Source organism: Croceibacterium xixiisoli, from assembly GCF_009827305.1.
Lineage (GTDB): Bacteria > Pseudomonadota > Alphaproteobacteria > Sphingomonadales > Sphingomonadaceae > Croceibacterium_C > Croceibacterium_C xixiisoli.
The window spans coordinates 150,241-165,136 of record NZ_WTYJ01000003.1 but is presented as its reverse complement, the minus strand read 5'-3'; the positions used below and the strand labels follow the sequence as shown (position 1 = coordinate 165,136).

Below are 14,896 nucleotides of genomic sequence, written 5' to 3'. Positions count from 1 at the left end.
ACATCCGCTCGTGCAGAGCTTGTGGAAGCGCAGCCACAGCATTGGCCCCTTGGGCGGATGTTGGCGCGTGACCTTCGACGGGCTCAGTCAACCATTAGCGAGCGGGTGCTTCATTTTGCCATTGTGAGCCTCTTGCCATGACGGCGTTGACGAAGGTGAGGAGTTTTCTGGCGCAGGCCACGAGCGCTTGTTTGTGGACCTTGCCGTTGGCTCGCAGCCGCTTGTAGAATGCGACGAGGCTGGCGTTCCAGCGATAGCTGGCCGGGAAAGCCGCAGCGTAGAGTGCGCGTCTCACGCGTCCCCTTCCGCCTGCGATGTGGCGCTGTCCGCGATGTTGTCCGCTCTCTCGATCGAATGGCGCGAGGCCGGCCAGGCTGGCGATCTGCGCGCGCGTGAGGGTGCCCAGTTCAGGCATGAGGATCACCAGGGTGAGCGCTGTACGCCGGCCGATCTCGACCACGCTTTCGATCAGTGTCAGACGGTGGCGAAGATCCTCCTGCTCGGCGATTTTCTTGCCGAGCAGCAGCAGTTCGGCCTTTTGCCGGCGTTCCAGACGGGCGATTTCTGCCTTGAGCCAGCGCAGCAGCGGCTTCTCGTGATAGGCTTCCATGCGGGTTTTCTGGCGTGCCAGATCGGCTTCGATCTGTTCAATCAGTCGCAGATGTTCGGCCAGTGGCGCGAGCCGCGGGTCGGGCGCTGGGCGGATTTCGTCCAGTTCGGCTGTGCAATGCGCTATCAGCTTGGCATCCAGCCGATCGTTCTTGGCTCGTCGAAGCCGGTAGATGGCAAATGCCCGGACCTGGCGCGGCTGAAGCAGTGCCACCTCCATCTGCATGGCATGGAGGATCGCCAGCACCCCTTTCTCATAGCCGCCGGAGGCTTCCATCCCCACCCGCGTAACCGCGCGTTCCTGTAGCCAGGGGATCAGTTCGCGATATCCTTTAGCGCTATTGGTGACCCTTATCTCTTCATTCGCAGGATAAAGTGCCACATCGAGGTACGCCTTGCCGATATCGATCCCGGCCGTGTTTGTGTTACCATCGCTCATCTTCGTCGATCCTTCCTCGTCTGGGAGCCCATGGCTCTTCCAACCATGCGGATCCGATGAAGAAGGCCGGCTGCGATCTAACTGAGCCTCATCCCCGTTACGGATTGACTGAGCACGATCCGACAGCCAGCCGCCCGGTCCTGGATGGCCATCCAGGACCGGGCACTGCTAGCGCAGCAACCAACATATACTCCTTTTCGCCAAGACGAGGCTGAACGGGTTTGGGTGCTGGGGCGAGGGGTATTTGGCAACAGGCAGGATGTTGAGCGGGCGGGGTTGGGCCTGATGGCCCTGCCCCGCCCGATTGGTCAGATGTCGTGTTTCCGTTCACGGGTGGATTCGATCATCCCTTCGTGAATGAAACCGATGGGTTTCACTTCCATCGCCCGGCGTTTGAGTTCGCCCTTCATCTTCGAATATTCGGCTTCCATCTTTTCGGTCACCGAAGCGCGGCTTTCTTCCAGTGCGCTGGCGAAATCGGCGGCGCTGACGGCGGCGGCCTTGGGTCCGAGCCGGCGGATCGCGTTGAGGCCGGCGCGGCGGACCACGTCTTCCAGATCGGCACCGGTGTAGCGGGTCGTCTTCTGTGCCAGATCGGCCAGATCGACATCCTCCGCCAAGGGCATGTTGCGGGTGTGGATGCCCAGGATGTGTTCGCGCCCCGCCTCATCCGGAGGACCGACATAGACGAGTTCGTCGAACCGGCCCGGCCGCAGCAGTGCCGGATCGACCAGCGTCGGCCGGTTGGTTGCGCCGATCAGCACGATCGAGTTCAGTTCTTCCAGCCCGTCCATTTCCGCCAGGATGGTGTTGACCACCCGGGCGGTGACCTGCGGTTCATTGCCGCCCGAACCACGGGCCGGAACCAGGCTGTCGATTTCATCGATGAAGATCACGCAGGGCGCCACCTGCCGCGCGCGGGCGAACATGCGGCTGATCTGCTGTTCGCTCTCCCCATACCATTTGGACAGCAGATCCGAGCTTTTGATCGAGATGAAATTGGCTTCGGATTCGCGCGCCACGGCCTTGGCCAGCAGGGTCTTGCCCGTGCCCGGGGGACCATAGAGCAGGAAGCCCTTGGCCGGGCGGATGCCCAGCCGGTCGAAGGCTTCGCGGTTGCGCAGCGGCATTTCGATGCCTTCGCGCAGCAGTTCTTCCGCGCCATCGACGCCGCCGATATCGTCCCAGCCGATGGTCGGCACCTGTACCATGACTTCGCGCATGGCACTGGGCTGCACCCGCTTGAGCGCTTCGAGGAAGTCGGATTTTTCGACCTGCAGCGATTCAAGCACATCGGCCGGAATGGTCCGCGCATCGAGATCGAGCCGGGGCATGATCCGCCGGACCGCCTCGATCGCGGCTTCACGGGCCAGGGCGGCCAGATCCGCCCCGACGAAACCATGGGTGCTGCGGGCCAGTTCCTTCAGATCCACGCCTTCGCCCAGCGGCATGCCACGGGTGTGGATGCCGAGGATTTCGCGGCGACCGCTTTCATCGGGCACACCGATGATGATTTCACGGTCGAACCGGCCGGGCCGGCGCAGCGCTTCATCGATCGCATCGGGGCGGTTGGTGGCAGCGATGACGACCAGATTGGCACGGGCCTGCAGCCCGTCCATCAGCGTCAGCAGCTGGGCGACGAGCCGCTTTTCCGCCTCCCCGCTTACATTCTGCCGTTTCGGCGCGATGGAATCGATCTCATCGATGAAGACGATCGAGGGCTGCGCGCGTTCGGCCGCTTCGAACACTTCCCGCAGGCGCTTCTCGCTTTCCCCATAAGCGGAGCCCATGATTTCGGGCCCGTTGATGATGAAGAATTCCGCATCGCTTTCATTGGCGACGGCCTGCGCCAGGCGCGTCTTGCCGGTGCCCGGCGGGCCATGCAACAGCACGCCCTTGGGCGGATCGACGCCCAGGCGGGTGAAGAGTTCGGGATAACGGAGCGGCAGTTCCACCATTTCGCGCAGCGCCTTGATGGTTTCATCCATCCCGCCGACATCGTCATAATTGACCAGCGCGCGACCATCGCGCGATTCTTCGAATTCGGCGCGCAGTTCGACTTCGGTATTCTCGTCGATATGGACCACGCCCTTGGGCTGGGTGGAAAGCACCTGCAGGCGGATTTCGGTGAGCGCATAGGCGGGCGCATTGAACATGCGCCGCACATCATTGGGCACGTTCTGCACCGGCTGCTGACCATGGGTTGCGACCAGATCGCCGGCCACCAGCGGGCGTTTGAAGAACACCCGCTTCAGGGCCTCCGTCGGGCCCTGCAGCCGCATTTCGCGCTGCGCCGGGGCGAACACCACGCGGGTGGCGGGGCGCGATTCGGCGCGGCGGATGGTGACATGTTCGCCGGAGGAGGTGCCGGCATTGGCACGCTGCAAGCCATCCAGCCGGACCACGTCGAGCGCCTGATCCTCATCATAGGCCGGCAGGGCGATGGCTGCGGTCAGTCGCTTGCCTTCCACCTCCACCACGTCGCCTTCGGTGATGCCCATCGCCTGGAAAGCGGAGCGCGGCATGCGCGCCACGCCGCGACCGCTTTCATCCTGCCGTGCGGCGGCCACCTGCAGGCGGATCGTCCCCTTGGTGATTTCTGCCGCTTCCGCATCCGCCATAGGTGCTTGCTCCCAATTCGATCTGTTGTGGCAACAAAGCTAGGGTCGGGAGAGCGCGATTGCAAACCAGTGCCGCGCAAACTTTGGCGCCTGACACGGCGGCTTCGCCGATGGGGCAAGAAAAAAGGCCTGGCCGTTGCCGGCCAGGCCTGGAAGTTTTGGGAGAGGATGCCTGAAAGGCACGTTCCATATGTCGCGAATCGCCGATTTTCGCAAGTGCGAAATTCACAAACATAATTGCAAAACCTGCAACAGAGTATATATAACCCTGTTTTTAAATGATTTAAATTTTCATTTCTGGACCAAAACAACTGACTCGGATGACAGTTGAGACGTCTCTCCGTGCATTTTTGCTGCACTGCAGCACGCCGCCCTTCCACCACACCGATGGTGACAGCCCATGGGCCATTGCCTATGCCTGCAGTGGTCCGACGAATTCAGGGGTTTGCCGATGAAGAAACTCTATCCCGATGCTGCCGCCGCGCTGGAAGGCGTGCTGCATGACGGCATGCTGATTGCATCCGGCGGGTTCGGCCTGTGCGGCCTGCCCGAACGCCTGCTGGATGCTGTGCGCGACAGCGGTGTGAAGGATCTGGTGTTCGCCAGCAACAATGCCGGGATCGACAATGAAGGCATCGGCAAACTGCTGCGGACCCATCAGGTGCGCAAGATGATCGCGTCCTATGTGGGCGAGAACAAGGAATTCGAGCGCCAGTTTCTGGCCGGCGAGCTGGAGGTGGAATTCTGCCCCCAGGGCACGCTGGCCGAACGCATGCGCGCCGGCGGCGCGGGCATTCCCGGTTTCTACACCAAGACCGGGGTCGGCACGCTGGTGGCCGAAGGCAAGGAAGTGAAGCAGTTCGACGGGGAGGATTACATCCTGGAACGCGGAATCTTTGCCGATCTGAGCATCGTGAAGGCGTGGAAGGCGGATGAGACCGGCAATCTGGTGTTCCGCAAGACCGCGCGCAATTTCAACCTGCCCGCCGCCACCTGTGGGAAGATTTGCGTGGTGGAGGTGGAAGAGCTGGTGCCGACTGGCAGCCTGGACCCCGATTCCATCCATCTGCCGGGCGTCTATGTGCAGCGGATGATCGTGGGCGCGCCCTATGACAAGAAGATCGAATTCGTCACCACGCGCGAAAGGGAAGACGCCTGATGTCCTGGACACGTGACCAGATCGCCGCCCGTGCCGCGCAGGAACTGCAGGACGGGTTTTACGTCAATCTCGGCATCGGGATCCCGACGCTGGTGGCCAACCACATCCCGGCCGGGGTGGAGGTGACACTGCAGAGCGAGAACGGGATGCTGGGCATCGGCCCCTTCCCCTATGCCGATGAGGTGGACGCCGATCTGATCAATGCCGGCAAGCAGACGATCAGCGAGCTGCCGCAGACCGCCTATTTCGACAGCGCCGCCAGCTTTGCCATGATCCGGGGTGGGCATATCGACCTGACCGTGCTGGGCGCCATGGAAGTATCCGAAGGGGGCGATATCGCCAACTGGATGATCCCGGGCAAGCTGATCAAGGGCATGGGCGGCGCGATGGATCTGGTGGCCGGGGTGAAGAAGATCATCGTGGTGATGGAGCATGTTTCCAAGGATGGTTCGGCCAAGTTCATTCCCGAATGCAGCCTACCGCTGACCGGGCGCAATGTGGTGGACATGATCATCACCGATCTGGCGGTGTTCCAACGCGACGATCACGCCAGCCCGTTCCGGTTGAAGGAGCTCGCGCCGGGCGTCACGGCCGAGGAAATCGCCGCCAAGACCACCGCGCATTATCTCCGCTGATCACCGCCAACCGGAACTATTCCAGCTGGTCGCTGCGCCCCTGGCTGCTGATGCGGGGGCTCGATATTCCGTTCACCGAGCGGATCGAGCCCTTCCTGCAGGCCGAAAACTATGCCGCCTTCCGGGAATTTTCGCCCACGGGACAGGTGCCGCTGCTGATCGATGGCGATCGGCGGATCTGGGATTCGCTGGGCATCACGCTCTATCTGGCGGACCGGCATGATGGCGTCTGGCCCACCGACCCCGATGCACGCGCCTTTGCCCAGGCGGTGGTGGCGGAAATGCACGGCGGTTTCGGCGCCCTGCGCAACGACCGGACGATGAATGTCGGGGTGCGGATTGCCGCCCAGCCCTGTTCGCCCGCGCTGGACCGTGACATCGCCCGGATCGGGGAGATTTTTGCCGAAGGGCTGCAAAGCTTCGGCGGGCCCTGGCTGGCCGGGCCGGCGTTCAGCGCGGCGGATGCCTTCTATGCGCCCGTGGCCTTCCGCATCCGCACCTATGGCATCGATGTGGGCGCGGCAGGATCGCAATGGGTCGACCATATATTGGCGCATCCGGCGATGCTGGAATGGGAAACGGCCGCGCTGGCGGAGACATGGCGCGAGGCCGGGCATGAGGCGGAACTGGCCGCAGCCGGAGCCATCACGGCAGATTTCCGCGCCATTTGAAGGGCCTGATCCCCGCCGGACAGCGGCGGCACCCGTCCCCCGTTTGACCGGTGCAAATCATTACAGTTGCAGGCTCGCCAAGTGGCGATCCGCTTGGCATGATCTGCCCGACACAGCCGGAATGAAGGGCCAGACAAGGGGCCCCAAAGGCGGGAGAGGAAATTTATGGCATTGGCGACACGCCGCGATTCCCCGTGGCTGGCCCTGATCATCCTGATGGCGATCAGCACGGTCGGCTTCATCGACCGGATCGTGCTGAATGTGCTGGCGATCCCGATCCAGGCCGAATTCAGCCTGAGCGACACCCAAGTGGGGCTGCTGACCGGGCTGGCCTTTGCCGTGCTGAATGTCGGACTGGGGATTTTCGTCGCCCGCCATGCCGAGCGCGGCCATCGGCTGTCGCTGATCGCCTTTGGCACCTTTGCCTGGTCGGTCGCCACCGCACTGTGCGGCTATGCCGCCAACTGGATCCATCTGCTGCTGGCGCGGATCGGCGTGGGCGTGGGTGAAGCCGTGGGCCTGCCCGCCACGCAATCAGTGATTTCAGATTACTTCCCGCCGGAAAAGCGCGCCACGGCCATGTCCGTGCTGTTGCTGGCGCCGCCGGTCGGCGCGCTGATCGGGGCGGCGGGCGGCGCCTGGGTGGGGCAGCATTACGGCTGGCGCACGGCATTTCTGGTGGCGGCGGCCCCCGGGCTGGTGCTGGCTGTGCTGGCCTGGCTGTTCGTGGCCGAGCCGCCGCGCGGACGGCATGATCCGGGTGCGGACGAGGATGTGCCGGGGATCAAGGCGGTGTTCGGCCGGCTGTTCGGCCTGGCCAGCGCGCGGCAATTGCTGTTCGGATCGACCGTGGCATCGATGATCGGCTTCGCGCTCAACAGCTTCGTCGCGCTGCTGCTGGTGCGCAAATTCGAATTCACGCTGGTGCAGGCCGGGCTGGTATCCGGCATGCTGGCCAGTTTCCCCGGGGCGATATCGGTGATCATCGGCGGGCGGCTGGCCGACTGGCTGGGGAAGAACAATCCCGCCGTCTATGGCCTGTTGCCGGGCATCTGCCTGCTGATTGCCGCGCCGCTCTATATCTTTGCCATCACCAGCGACAGCATCGCCGTGCTGCTGGTGGTGATGACCATCGCCGCATTATTCCAATATACCTATCTCGGGATCACATCGGGCACGTTCCAGAATCTGCTGCACCCGCGCATGCGCGCCACCGGCGCCGCCGTGCTGGGCGCGATCTATGGCCTGATCGGCCAAGGCCTGGGCCCGCTGGGGCTGGGCATGCTGAGCGATTATCTGATGCGGCAGATGGGATATCCCAACGGCCAGGCGCTGGCCGTGGCCATGGCGAGCTTCGCCACGCTCTATCTGTGGGCGGGCACGCATTATGTGCTGGCCGGGCGGCATCTGCGCAAGGATCTGCCCGCCAGCCGGACCAGCAATACCGTGCATCTGCATTGAGGCGGTGACAGGCTGAAACGAAAAGGGCGGCACCGGAGAACCGGCGCCGCCCTTTTTCACGCCGTCTTGCCGGACCTTTCAGCCCGGCAGGAGGTGGATCATCAGGCGAGGGCCGCCTTCAGATCGTCGACCAGATCGGTCTTTTCCCAGGGGAAGCTGTCGCCTTCCGCCTTGCGCCCAAAATGGCCGTAGGCCGCCGTCTGGGCATAGATCGGCTTGTTCAGACCCAGATGGGTGCGGATGCCGCGCGGGGTAAGGCCGCCGAGCTTTTCAATGCTGCCGATGGCTGCTTCGATGGCGTCGTCAGCCACCGTGCCGGTGCCATGGGTATCGACATAGAGCGACAGCGGCTTGGAGACGCCGATGGCATAGGCCAGCTGGATGGTGACGCGACGGGCGAGGCCGGCGGCGACGATGTTCTTGGCCAGATAGCGGGTGATATAGGCGGCCGAACGATCGACCTTGGTCGGATCCTTGCCGCTGAAAGCGCCGCCGCCATGGGGCGCAGCGCCGCCATAGGTATCAACGATGATCTTGCGCCCGGTCAGGCCGGCGTCGCCATCAGGGCCGCCGATTTCGAACGTGCCGGTCGGGTTGATGTGATATTCGGTGGCGTCGCTGAGCAGTTCGGCGGGCAGGATATCGGCCACGACCTGCTTCACATAAGCCTTGAGTTCCGCTTCCTGCGCGCCCTGATCATAGCCCTTGGCGTGCTGGGTCGAGACGACGATGGCGGTGGCGGCCACCGGCTTGCCGTCTTCGAACTTCAGCGTGACCTGGCTCTTGGCATCGGGTTCGAGGAAGGGGGCGGTCTTGGCGTGGCGGTCTGCCGCCATCCGTTCCAGGATCTTGTGGCTGTAATCCAGCGTTGCCGGCATCAGATCGGGGGTTTCATCGCAGGCGAAACCGAACATGATGCCCTGGTCGCCGGCGCCTTCATCCTTGTTGCCGCTGGAATCGACACCCTGGGCGATATGGGCCGACTGCGGGTGCAGATTGTTGTAGAACTTGAGCGTTTCCCAGTGGAAACCATCCTGTTCGTAACCGATCCGTTTCACCGTGGCGCGCACGGTCTGTTCGATTTCCTCAGGCACGCCGGGCGCCCAATTGCCGGCTTCGTCCATGATGCCCTTGCCGCGGATTTCCCCGGCCAGCACCACCAGCTGCGTGGTGGTGAGCGTTTCGCAGGCGACGCGCGCTTCGGGATCCTTGGACAGGAACAGATCGACGATCGCGTCGGAAATCTGATCTGCAACCTTGTCAGGGTGGCCTTCGGAAACGCTCTCGGACGTAAACAGGTAATTCTGGCGCATAGACGGCCCGTTCCCTCCAATGGGATTAGCTTCGCAAGAGCAGGCGTCCTAACCGGGCCGGTGCCGCGTTGCAACAAGGCCGCACACAAGGAAGATTATGCCCCACCCAAGGGACAGCAGCAGACCCCAGCGCGCAAACAGCGTGGGCGGCGCGGCCGGGGGCACCAGCCCGTCGATCCGCCCCGCCTGACCGGTCGGCAGATAATCGCGCACGACGCCGCGCGCATCGATCACCGCGCTGATGCCGCTGGTGGTGGCGCGCAGGACCGGCAGGCCTTCCTCGATCGCGCGCATCCGCGCCTGGGCCAGATGCTGTGGCGGGCCGAAATGGCCGAACCAGCCATCATTCGACGGATTGAAGAGGAACGCCGGGCGGACCGCATGGCCGACCGTCTGGCCCGAAAACACGATTTCATAGCAGATCTGCACCCCGACATTGCCATAGGGGCCCAGATCGATCGAGCCGGGGCCAGGGCCGGGAATGAAATCGATCGCGCCGGGGACCAGCCGGCTGATACCGAGCGGTTCGAGCAGCCAGCGCATCGGCAGATATTCGCCATAGGGCACCAGATGCGCCTTGGAATAGCTGCCGATGATATCGCCCTGCCCGTTCAGGGCGGTGACCGAATTGTAGGCGCCGGAGATGCGCCCGCCGGTTATCTTCAGATCCACCGCCCCGGTCAGCAGCGTGCTGTCCGGCCCGATCAGCCGGGCGATACGCGCGCGGGCGGCAGCGGGGTTACCCAACGTAGTGGTGGCGTTGTAGAGCCGCTGCGGATAGCCGGGGCGCAGATAATCGGCCATGCCCGATTCGGGCCACAGCACGATCCGCTTCACCCCCGGCGTGCGCGGCGGGGTCTGTTCCGCGAGGCGGACGAAATTCGCCTCGAAATATTCCGGTTCGTTGAGCACATCCTGCCCGATGTTCGGCTGCACCAGCGTGAAGGCCTGGGTTCCTTCCGCCCCCTTGCCGACAGGAAACAGCATGCCCGCCAGCAGCACCGCGCAACCGCCGGCGAAGGCCGGATAGCGGCGGTCACTCAGCGCCAGCACCAGCGCCAGCGCGGCACCTACAGCCAGGCCCGAGAGCGCATAGGTGCCCATCCATGGGGCCAGGACGGCGAGGCCCGGGCGCGTGAAGGGCCCGAGCAGGGTCACGGCGAAAGGGTTCCACGGGTAGCCGGTGAACAGCACTGCGCGCAGCATTTCCGATAGCGTCCAGCACGCCGCCAGCGCGGGAACCAGCGCCCAGCGCCGCCCGGTGCCGCCCAGCGCGCGCGCGCCAGCCGCAGCAAGCGCGGGGAAGATCGCCAGATACAGCGCCAGCAGGGGGACGGCGAACCAGCCGAGCACTGCCGGCATTTCCGCCTGATAGGTGAAGGCGGTGGCGATCCAGTTGTTGCCGAAGGTGAAATGGCCCAGACCGAAGAACCAGCCCGTCCAAGCCGTCTGCCGCACGGTCGGGGTGCGGCTGATCTGCCAGCCGAACAACCCCATGGCGAGCATCGCGATCGGCCACAGCCCCAGCGGGGCGAAGCCGGTAGCAGCCAGAATGCCGAGAATCAGCGCGGCGAGCCGCGGACGACGGTCTGCCAGAGCAGCCAGGGGAGCGAGCAGGCGCATGGCCGCCCCGTGGCCCGGCCGGCCAAGATCCGCAAGAGCCAGTTTCCAGGCTCTCCAGATAGAGAGCCGGCCAATCGGCGGACCGGGTGGCCCGCCGGATTGGGAAATGTCAGCAATCAGCTGACGGTTTCGAGCGCCTCTTCACCGCCATCCTCGGTCGAACGGGGGCGGCGGGTGCGGGCACGGGGTGCGCGACGGGGCTTTTCCTCGTCGGCGGGCGCATCTTCGCTGGTGTCACGCGGGATCGACGGCGGCAGCAGGCCCGGATCGAGGCTGGCCGATTCGGTCTTGGCCGAAGCACGCGCCCGACGCGGTTCGCGGGGCTCCCGAGGTTCGGCACGGGCTTCTGCCTGCGGTTCCTCTGCAGCAGTACCGGCATCTTCCGCCTGTTCGCGCCGGGGGGCGCGGGTGCGGGGACGCGGGGTGCGCGGGGCAGCCGCCGGGCGGACATCACGAAGGAACGGATTGTCGATTTCCGGTTCGTCGTCCTGGCTGCCTTCGGTGGCGGCTACGCCTTCCTGAACGGCTTCGGATTCTTCGTCGCGCGGGCGGCGCTGGTTGCGCTGCTGCTGCGGAGCCGGCTGGCGATTGCCCTGATCCAGATCGTCGAAATCTTCCGCTTCATCTTCGTCAGCGGGATCGCGATCATTGTCCCGACGGGCGCGGAATTCGTCCTTCTGCACCTTGCTGTCGGCCAGCACACGGAAATAGTGATCGGCGAACTGCAGGTAATATTCGGTCTGCACCCGGTCGCCGTTCAGCGAGGCATCATGGGCCAGCTTCCGGTATTTTTCCAGCAGCTGTGGCGCATTGCCCCGCGCGCGGCTGTCGATCCGGTTGAGCTGCTGCCCACCGTTCGATCCGCGGTTGTTGCCGCGACCACGACGACGGTTGTTGTTGTTATTGTTGTTGTTTCGATTGTTGTTCAAGGGAATGTCACTTCCTCACTGGGACCGGCAACACCGGTCAATCAACTCCCGTCACGGCGCGCGTCGCGCTGCGCGATCCCCATCTGTCCAAACCCGTGGCGGTACACCGCCAATGCTGATGTGAGAGATGAAGTTAAAAAGCCCCGCGCAGGATAAGCACCGCACCGCATGGCCTTACGAGGGCAGGTAACCATTCGAATCCTGTTTGCCAAGCCCCAATCGCAGACAAAGCGCACGCGGCCGGCCGCCCAGATCGCGATGGAGTTGGGATGACAGCCCTGCCCCGGCTGCAATCGCGGCCACAGCATCCGCCTGGGCCCAGCCGATTTCGACCAAGGCGCAGCCGCCCTGCGTCATCAGGCCCGGCAACTGCGGAACGAGGATGCGATAATCGTCGAGCCCGTCGGGACCGGAAAACAGCGCGCCAGCCGGTTCCCAATCGCGCACATCCGCGTCAAGCGCGGCGTCATCTTCGACATAGGGCGGGTTGGCGAGAATCAGATCGAACCGGCCCAGCCCCTCGGTCCAGCCCGCCTGCTGCCAATCGGCGATGCGGAACTGCGCGCCCATACCCAGCGATGCGGCATTGGCCTGCGCCACGGCCAGCGCGTCGGGCGAACGATCGATGCCCCAGGCCTCCGCCGCTGGCCACAGGCTCTGCGCGGCGAGCAGCAGCGCGCCCGAGCCGGTGCCCAGATCCAGCAGGCGCGCGGGCGGATCGGCGGGGAAGGCGCCCTGTGCCGCCTCGATCAGCGTTTCGCTGTCCCCGCGCGGGATCAGCACGGCGGGCGAGACTGCCAGATCGAGGCCGTAGAATTCCTGCCGCCCGATGATGTAGGCGATCGGTTCACGCTGCAGCCGCCGCTCCACCAGCGGAGCGAAACCGGCAGGCGAGGGATCGCGCATGTGCCGCAGCAGCAGATCGGACCGGGTGACGCCCAGCGCATGGGCCAGCAGCAGCTCGGCATCGAGCCGGGCGGTGTCCGAGACCGCCGCCAGCCGATCGCTTGCCGCCCGCAGCGCTGCCGCGACCGTATCGGGAAGGGTCATCGGCCGGTCATTCGCCGATGGCGGACAGCCGCTTGGCCTGGTCTTCGGCGATCAACGCATCGACCAGCTCGCCCAGCCCTGGCCCTTCGAGCACTTCGGCCAGCTTGTGCAGGGTCAGGCCGATGCGGTGATCGGTGACGCGCCCCTGCGGGAAATTGTAGGTGCGGATGCGTTCGGAGCGGTCGCCCGAACCGACCATGGCCTTGCGCGCCTCCGCCTCTGCGCCCTGGGCCTCGCTGCGCATTTTTTCATAGAGGCGCGCGCGCAGCACCTGCATCGCCTTGGCGCGATTCTTGTGCTGGCTGCGTTCGTCCTGCTGGATCACCACGATGCCGCTGGGCAGATGGGTGATGCGGACCGCCGAATCGGTGGTGTTGACGTGCTGCCCGCCGGCGCCCGAGGCGCGGTAGATGTCGATCTTGAGATCGTTGTCGTTGATCTGCACATCGACCTCGGTCGGTTCGGGCAGGATCGCGACGGTGGCGGCGGAGGTGTGGATGCGGCCGCCGCTTTCGGTGACGGGCACGCGCTGCACGCGATGGACGCCGCTTTCGAACTTCAGCCGGGCGAAAACGCCGCTGCCCGCGACATTGGCGACGATTTCCTTGAAGCCGCCGATATCATTGGCGTTCATGCTGATCGGTTCGACGCGCCAGCCCTGATCGGCGGCATAGCGTTCATACATGCGGAAGAGATCGGCCGCGAACAGCGCGGCTTCATCGCCCCCGGTGCCGGCGCGGATTTCCAGCATGGCCGGGCGCGCATCGGCGGCATCGCGCGGCAGCAGGGCGAGCGCGAGATCACGTTCGGCATCAGGCAGGCGTTGGCGCAGCTGGGCCAGTTCCTCCTCCGCAATGGCCTGCATTTCCGGATCCTGGGTCAGCACGGCCAGTTCGACCACTTCCTGACGCAGTTCGCGCACCTCTGCCGCAGCCTTGGCCACGGGTTCGAGTTCGGCATAATCGCGGCTGGCGGCGACGAAGGCTTCGCCTTCGAGCTGGCCGGAGGCCATGCGCGCCTCCAGCTCCGCAAAGCGGTGGATGATCTGCGCCAGCCGATCGTCAGGAATGCTCATGCGCTTGCGGGTCCGATCCTGCCCGGTGTCACTGCCAGCGATAGCCGGCGAGAGCGGAATCAACCACGGCGGCAAAATCCGGTTCCGCGCGCAGGCGGTGCTGCGTGCCGGCATCGCCCGGGTTGAGCGCCAGGATCGCTTTCGCGCCGAGCTTGACCGCCTTGTCGAAGCGCTTGCGCGGCGATCCGCTGGCGATCATGTCCACCGACAGGCCCGCGCGGCGCAGCTGTGCGGCAGCGCCGACGCCGTCGAGCATGACTGCATCGTTTTCGACCACCACGATGACATCGGCAGGCAATTCGCCGCCGCCCTGCCCATCACCCTGCACCAGCATGGCGAGCCGTTCGATGCCGGCGGCCCAGCCGACTGCCGGGGTCGGCGCGCCGCCTAGGCTTTCCATCAGCCCGTCATAGCGCCCGCCGCCGAGCACGGTGCCCTGCGCGCCGAGCCGGTCGGTGATGAATTCGAAGGCGGTGTGGCGGTAATAATCGAGCCCGCGCACCAGCGCCGGATTGCGCGACCAGGCAACGCCGGCGGCATCGAGCCCGGCGGTGACCTGGGCGAAGAAATCGCGCGCCTCTTCACTCAGGAAATCGTCGATCTGCGGCGCGTCGGCGACGAAGGGGCGGTCGCGCGGATCCTTGCTGTCGAGAATGCGCAGCGGATTCTTTTCCAGCCGTTCTTGGCTTTCTTCGCTCAGATCGCCGTGGTGCTGGCGGAAATAGGCGATCAGCGCGCTGCGCCAGGCTTCGCGGCTGGCGCCATCGCCCAGCGTGTTGAGGTTCAGGGTGACCCCGTCGGCAATGCCGAGTTCCTTGAGCAGCTGATCGGCCATGACCAGCAGTTCGACATCGGCCTGCGGTTCGGCCGCGCCGATCACTTCGGCATCGATCTGGTGGAACTGGCGATAGCGGCCCTTTTGCGGGCGCTCGTAGCGGAACAGCGGGCCATGCGTGGCAACCTTGAGCGGGGCGTATTGCTGCCAGCCGTCGGTGATGAAGGCGCGTGCGATGCCGGCGGTGAATTCCGGGCGCAGCGTCAGCGATTCCCCGCCGCGATCATCGAAGGAATACATTTCCTTCGACACGACATCGGTGGTTTCGCCGAGCGAGCGGGAGAACACTTCGGTCTTTTCAAACACCGGCATTTCGATCCGCCGGAAGCGATAGAGTTTGCGCACCCGTTCGAAGCATTCGACCACATGGGCGAAAGCTTCCGCGTCGGGGCCGAAGATATCCTGGGTGCCGCGAATGGGGCGGGGGGTTTCAATCCTGCTCATAGTCGGCGGCGCTTAGCCCGGCGCGCAACAAT

The 14,896-nt window shown here is 64.8% G+C and carries 12 protein-coding genes; 4 read left to right on the top strand and 8 right to left on the bottom strand.

What is annotated here, in order from left to right; all coding sequences use genetic code 11:
* Positions 1-94: 94 nt before the first annotated feature.
* Together GRI97_RS14475 and GRI97_RS14470 are read right to left on the bottom strand one after the other, a co-directional pair.
* Positions 95-1,048 (bottom strand): IS110 family RNA-guided transposase, encoded by a 954-nt coding sequence (locus tag GRI97_RS14475; protein ID WP_161391923.1) that lies wholly within the window; start codon positions 1,046-1,048, stop codon positions 95-97.
* A gap of 308 nt (positions 1,049-1,356) precedes the next feature.
* On the bottom strand, positions 1,357-3,669 hold the full coding sequence (locus GRI97_RS14470) for a CDC48 family AAA ATPase (RefSeq protein WP_161391922.1): 2,313 nt from the start codon (positions 3,667-3,669) through the stop codon (positions 1,357-1,359).
* A 451-nt stretch (positions 3,670-4,120) separates the two neighbouring features.
* Between GRI97_RS14470 and GRI97_RS14465 the strand changes: the two genes are divergently transcribed.
* The 4 genes from GRI97_RS14465 (at position 4,121) to GRI97_RS14450 (ending at position 7,595) form a co-directional block, all read left to right on the top strand.
* Positions 4,121-4,828 carry a CoA transferase subunit A gene (locus GRI97_RS14465; protein WP_161391921.1) on the top strand — a complete coding sequence of 236 codons (708 nt, stop codon included), beginning with the start codon at positions 4,121-4,123 and terminating at the stop codon, positions 4,826-4,828.
* A complete protein-coding gene (locus tag GRI97_RS14460) occupies positions 4,828-5,463 on the top strand; it encodes a CoA transferase subunit B (RefSeq protein WP_161391920.1) in 636 nt (211 codons plus the stop codon). Before GRI97_RS14465 ends, GRI97_RS14460 begins: the two co-directional genes overlap by 1 nt.
* Complete coding sequence (locus GRI97_RS14455; RefSeq protein WP_268891213.1) at positions 5,460-6,134, top strand: glutathione S-transferase family protein; 675 nt, start codon at positions 5,460-5,462, stop codon at positions 6,132-6,134. Before GRI97_RS14460 ends, GRI97_RS14455 begins: the two co-directional genes overlap by 4 nt.
* A gap of 165 nt (positions 6,135-6,299) precedes the next feature.
* Positions 6,300-7,595, top strand: a complete 1,296-nt coding sequence (locus GRI97_RS14450) for a spinster family MFS transporter (protein WP_161391918.1) — start codon at positions 6,300-6,302, stop codon at positions 7,593-7,595.
* A 101-nt stretch (positions 7,596-7,696) separates the two neighbouring features.
* Here the strand turns inward: GRI97_RS14450 and metK are convergent, their stop codons facing one another.
* The 6 genes from metK to hisS all read right to left on the bottom strand — a co-directional run bounded on the left by metK (position 7,697) and on the right by hisS (position 14,864).
* The gene (gene metK / locus GRI97_RS14445; RefSeq protein WP_161391917.1) at positions 7,697-8,908 is read right to left on the bottom strand and encodes a methionine adenosyltransferase; all 1,212 of its coding nucleotides are present in this window, start codon (positions 8,906-8,908) and stop codon (positions 7,697-7,699) included.
* Positions 8,909-8,956: 48 nt separating this feature from the next.
* Entirely contained in the window at positions 8,957-10,531 is a 1,575-nt protein-coding gene (lnt, locus tag GRI97_RS14440; protein WP_161391916.1) for an apolipoprotein N-acyltransferase, read from the bottom strand.
* Positions 10,532-10,647: 116 nt separating this feature from the next.
* Positions 10,648-11,460, bottom strand: coding sequence for a DUF4167 domain-containing protein (locus GRI97_RS14435; protein ID WP_161391915.1), 813 nt, complete (start codon positions 11,458-11,460; stop codon positions 10,648-10,650).
* Positions 11,461-11,634: 174 nt separating this feature from the next.
* Positions 11,635-12,510 carry a peptide chain release factor N(5)-glutamine methyltransferase gene (prmC, locus tag GRI97_RS14430; RefSeq protein WP_161391914.1) on the bottom strand — a complete coding sequence of 292 codons (876 nt, stop codon included), beginning with the start codon at positions 12,508-12,510 and terminating at the stop codon, positions 11,635-11,637.
* A gap of 7 nt (positions 12,511-12,517) precedes the next feature.
* Positions 12,518-13,585, bottom strand: coding sequence for a peptide chain release factor 1 (gene prfA, locus GRI97_RS14425; protein WP_161391913.1), 1,068 nt, complete (start codon positions 13,583-13,585; stop codon positions 12,518-12,520).
* A 28-nt stretch (positions 13,586-13,613) separates the two neighbouring features.
* Positions 13,614-14,864 carry a histidine--tRNA ligase gene (hisS, locus tag GRI97_RS14420; RefSeq protein WP_161391912.1) on the bottom strand — a complete coding sequence of 417 codons (1,251 nt, stop codon included), beginning with the start codon at positions 14,862-14,864 and terminating at the stop codon, positions 13,614-13,616.
* Positions 14,865-14,896: the final 32 nt, after the last annotated feature.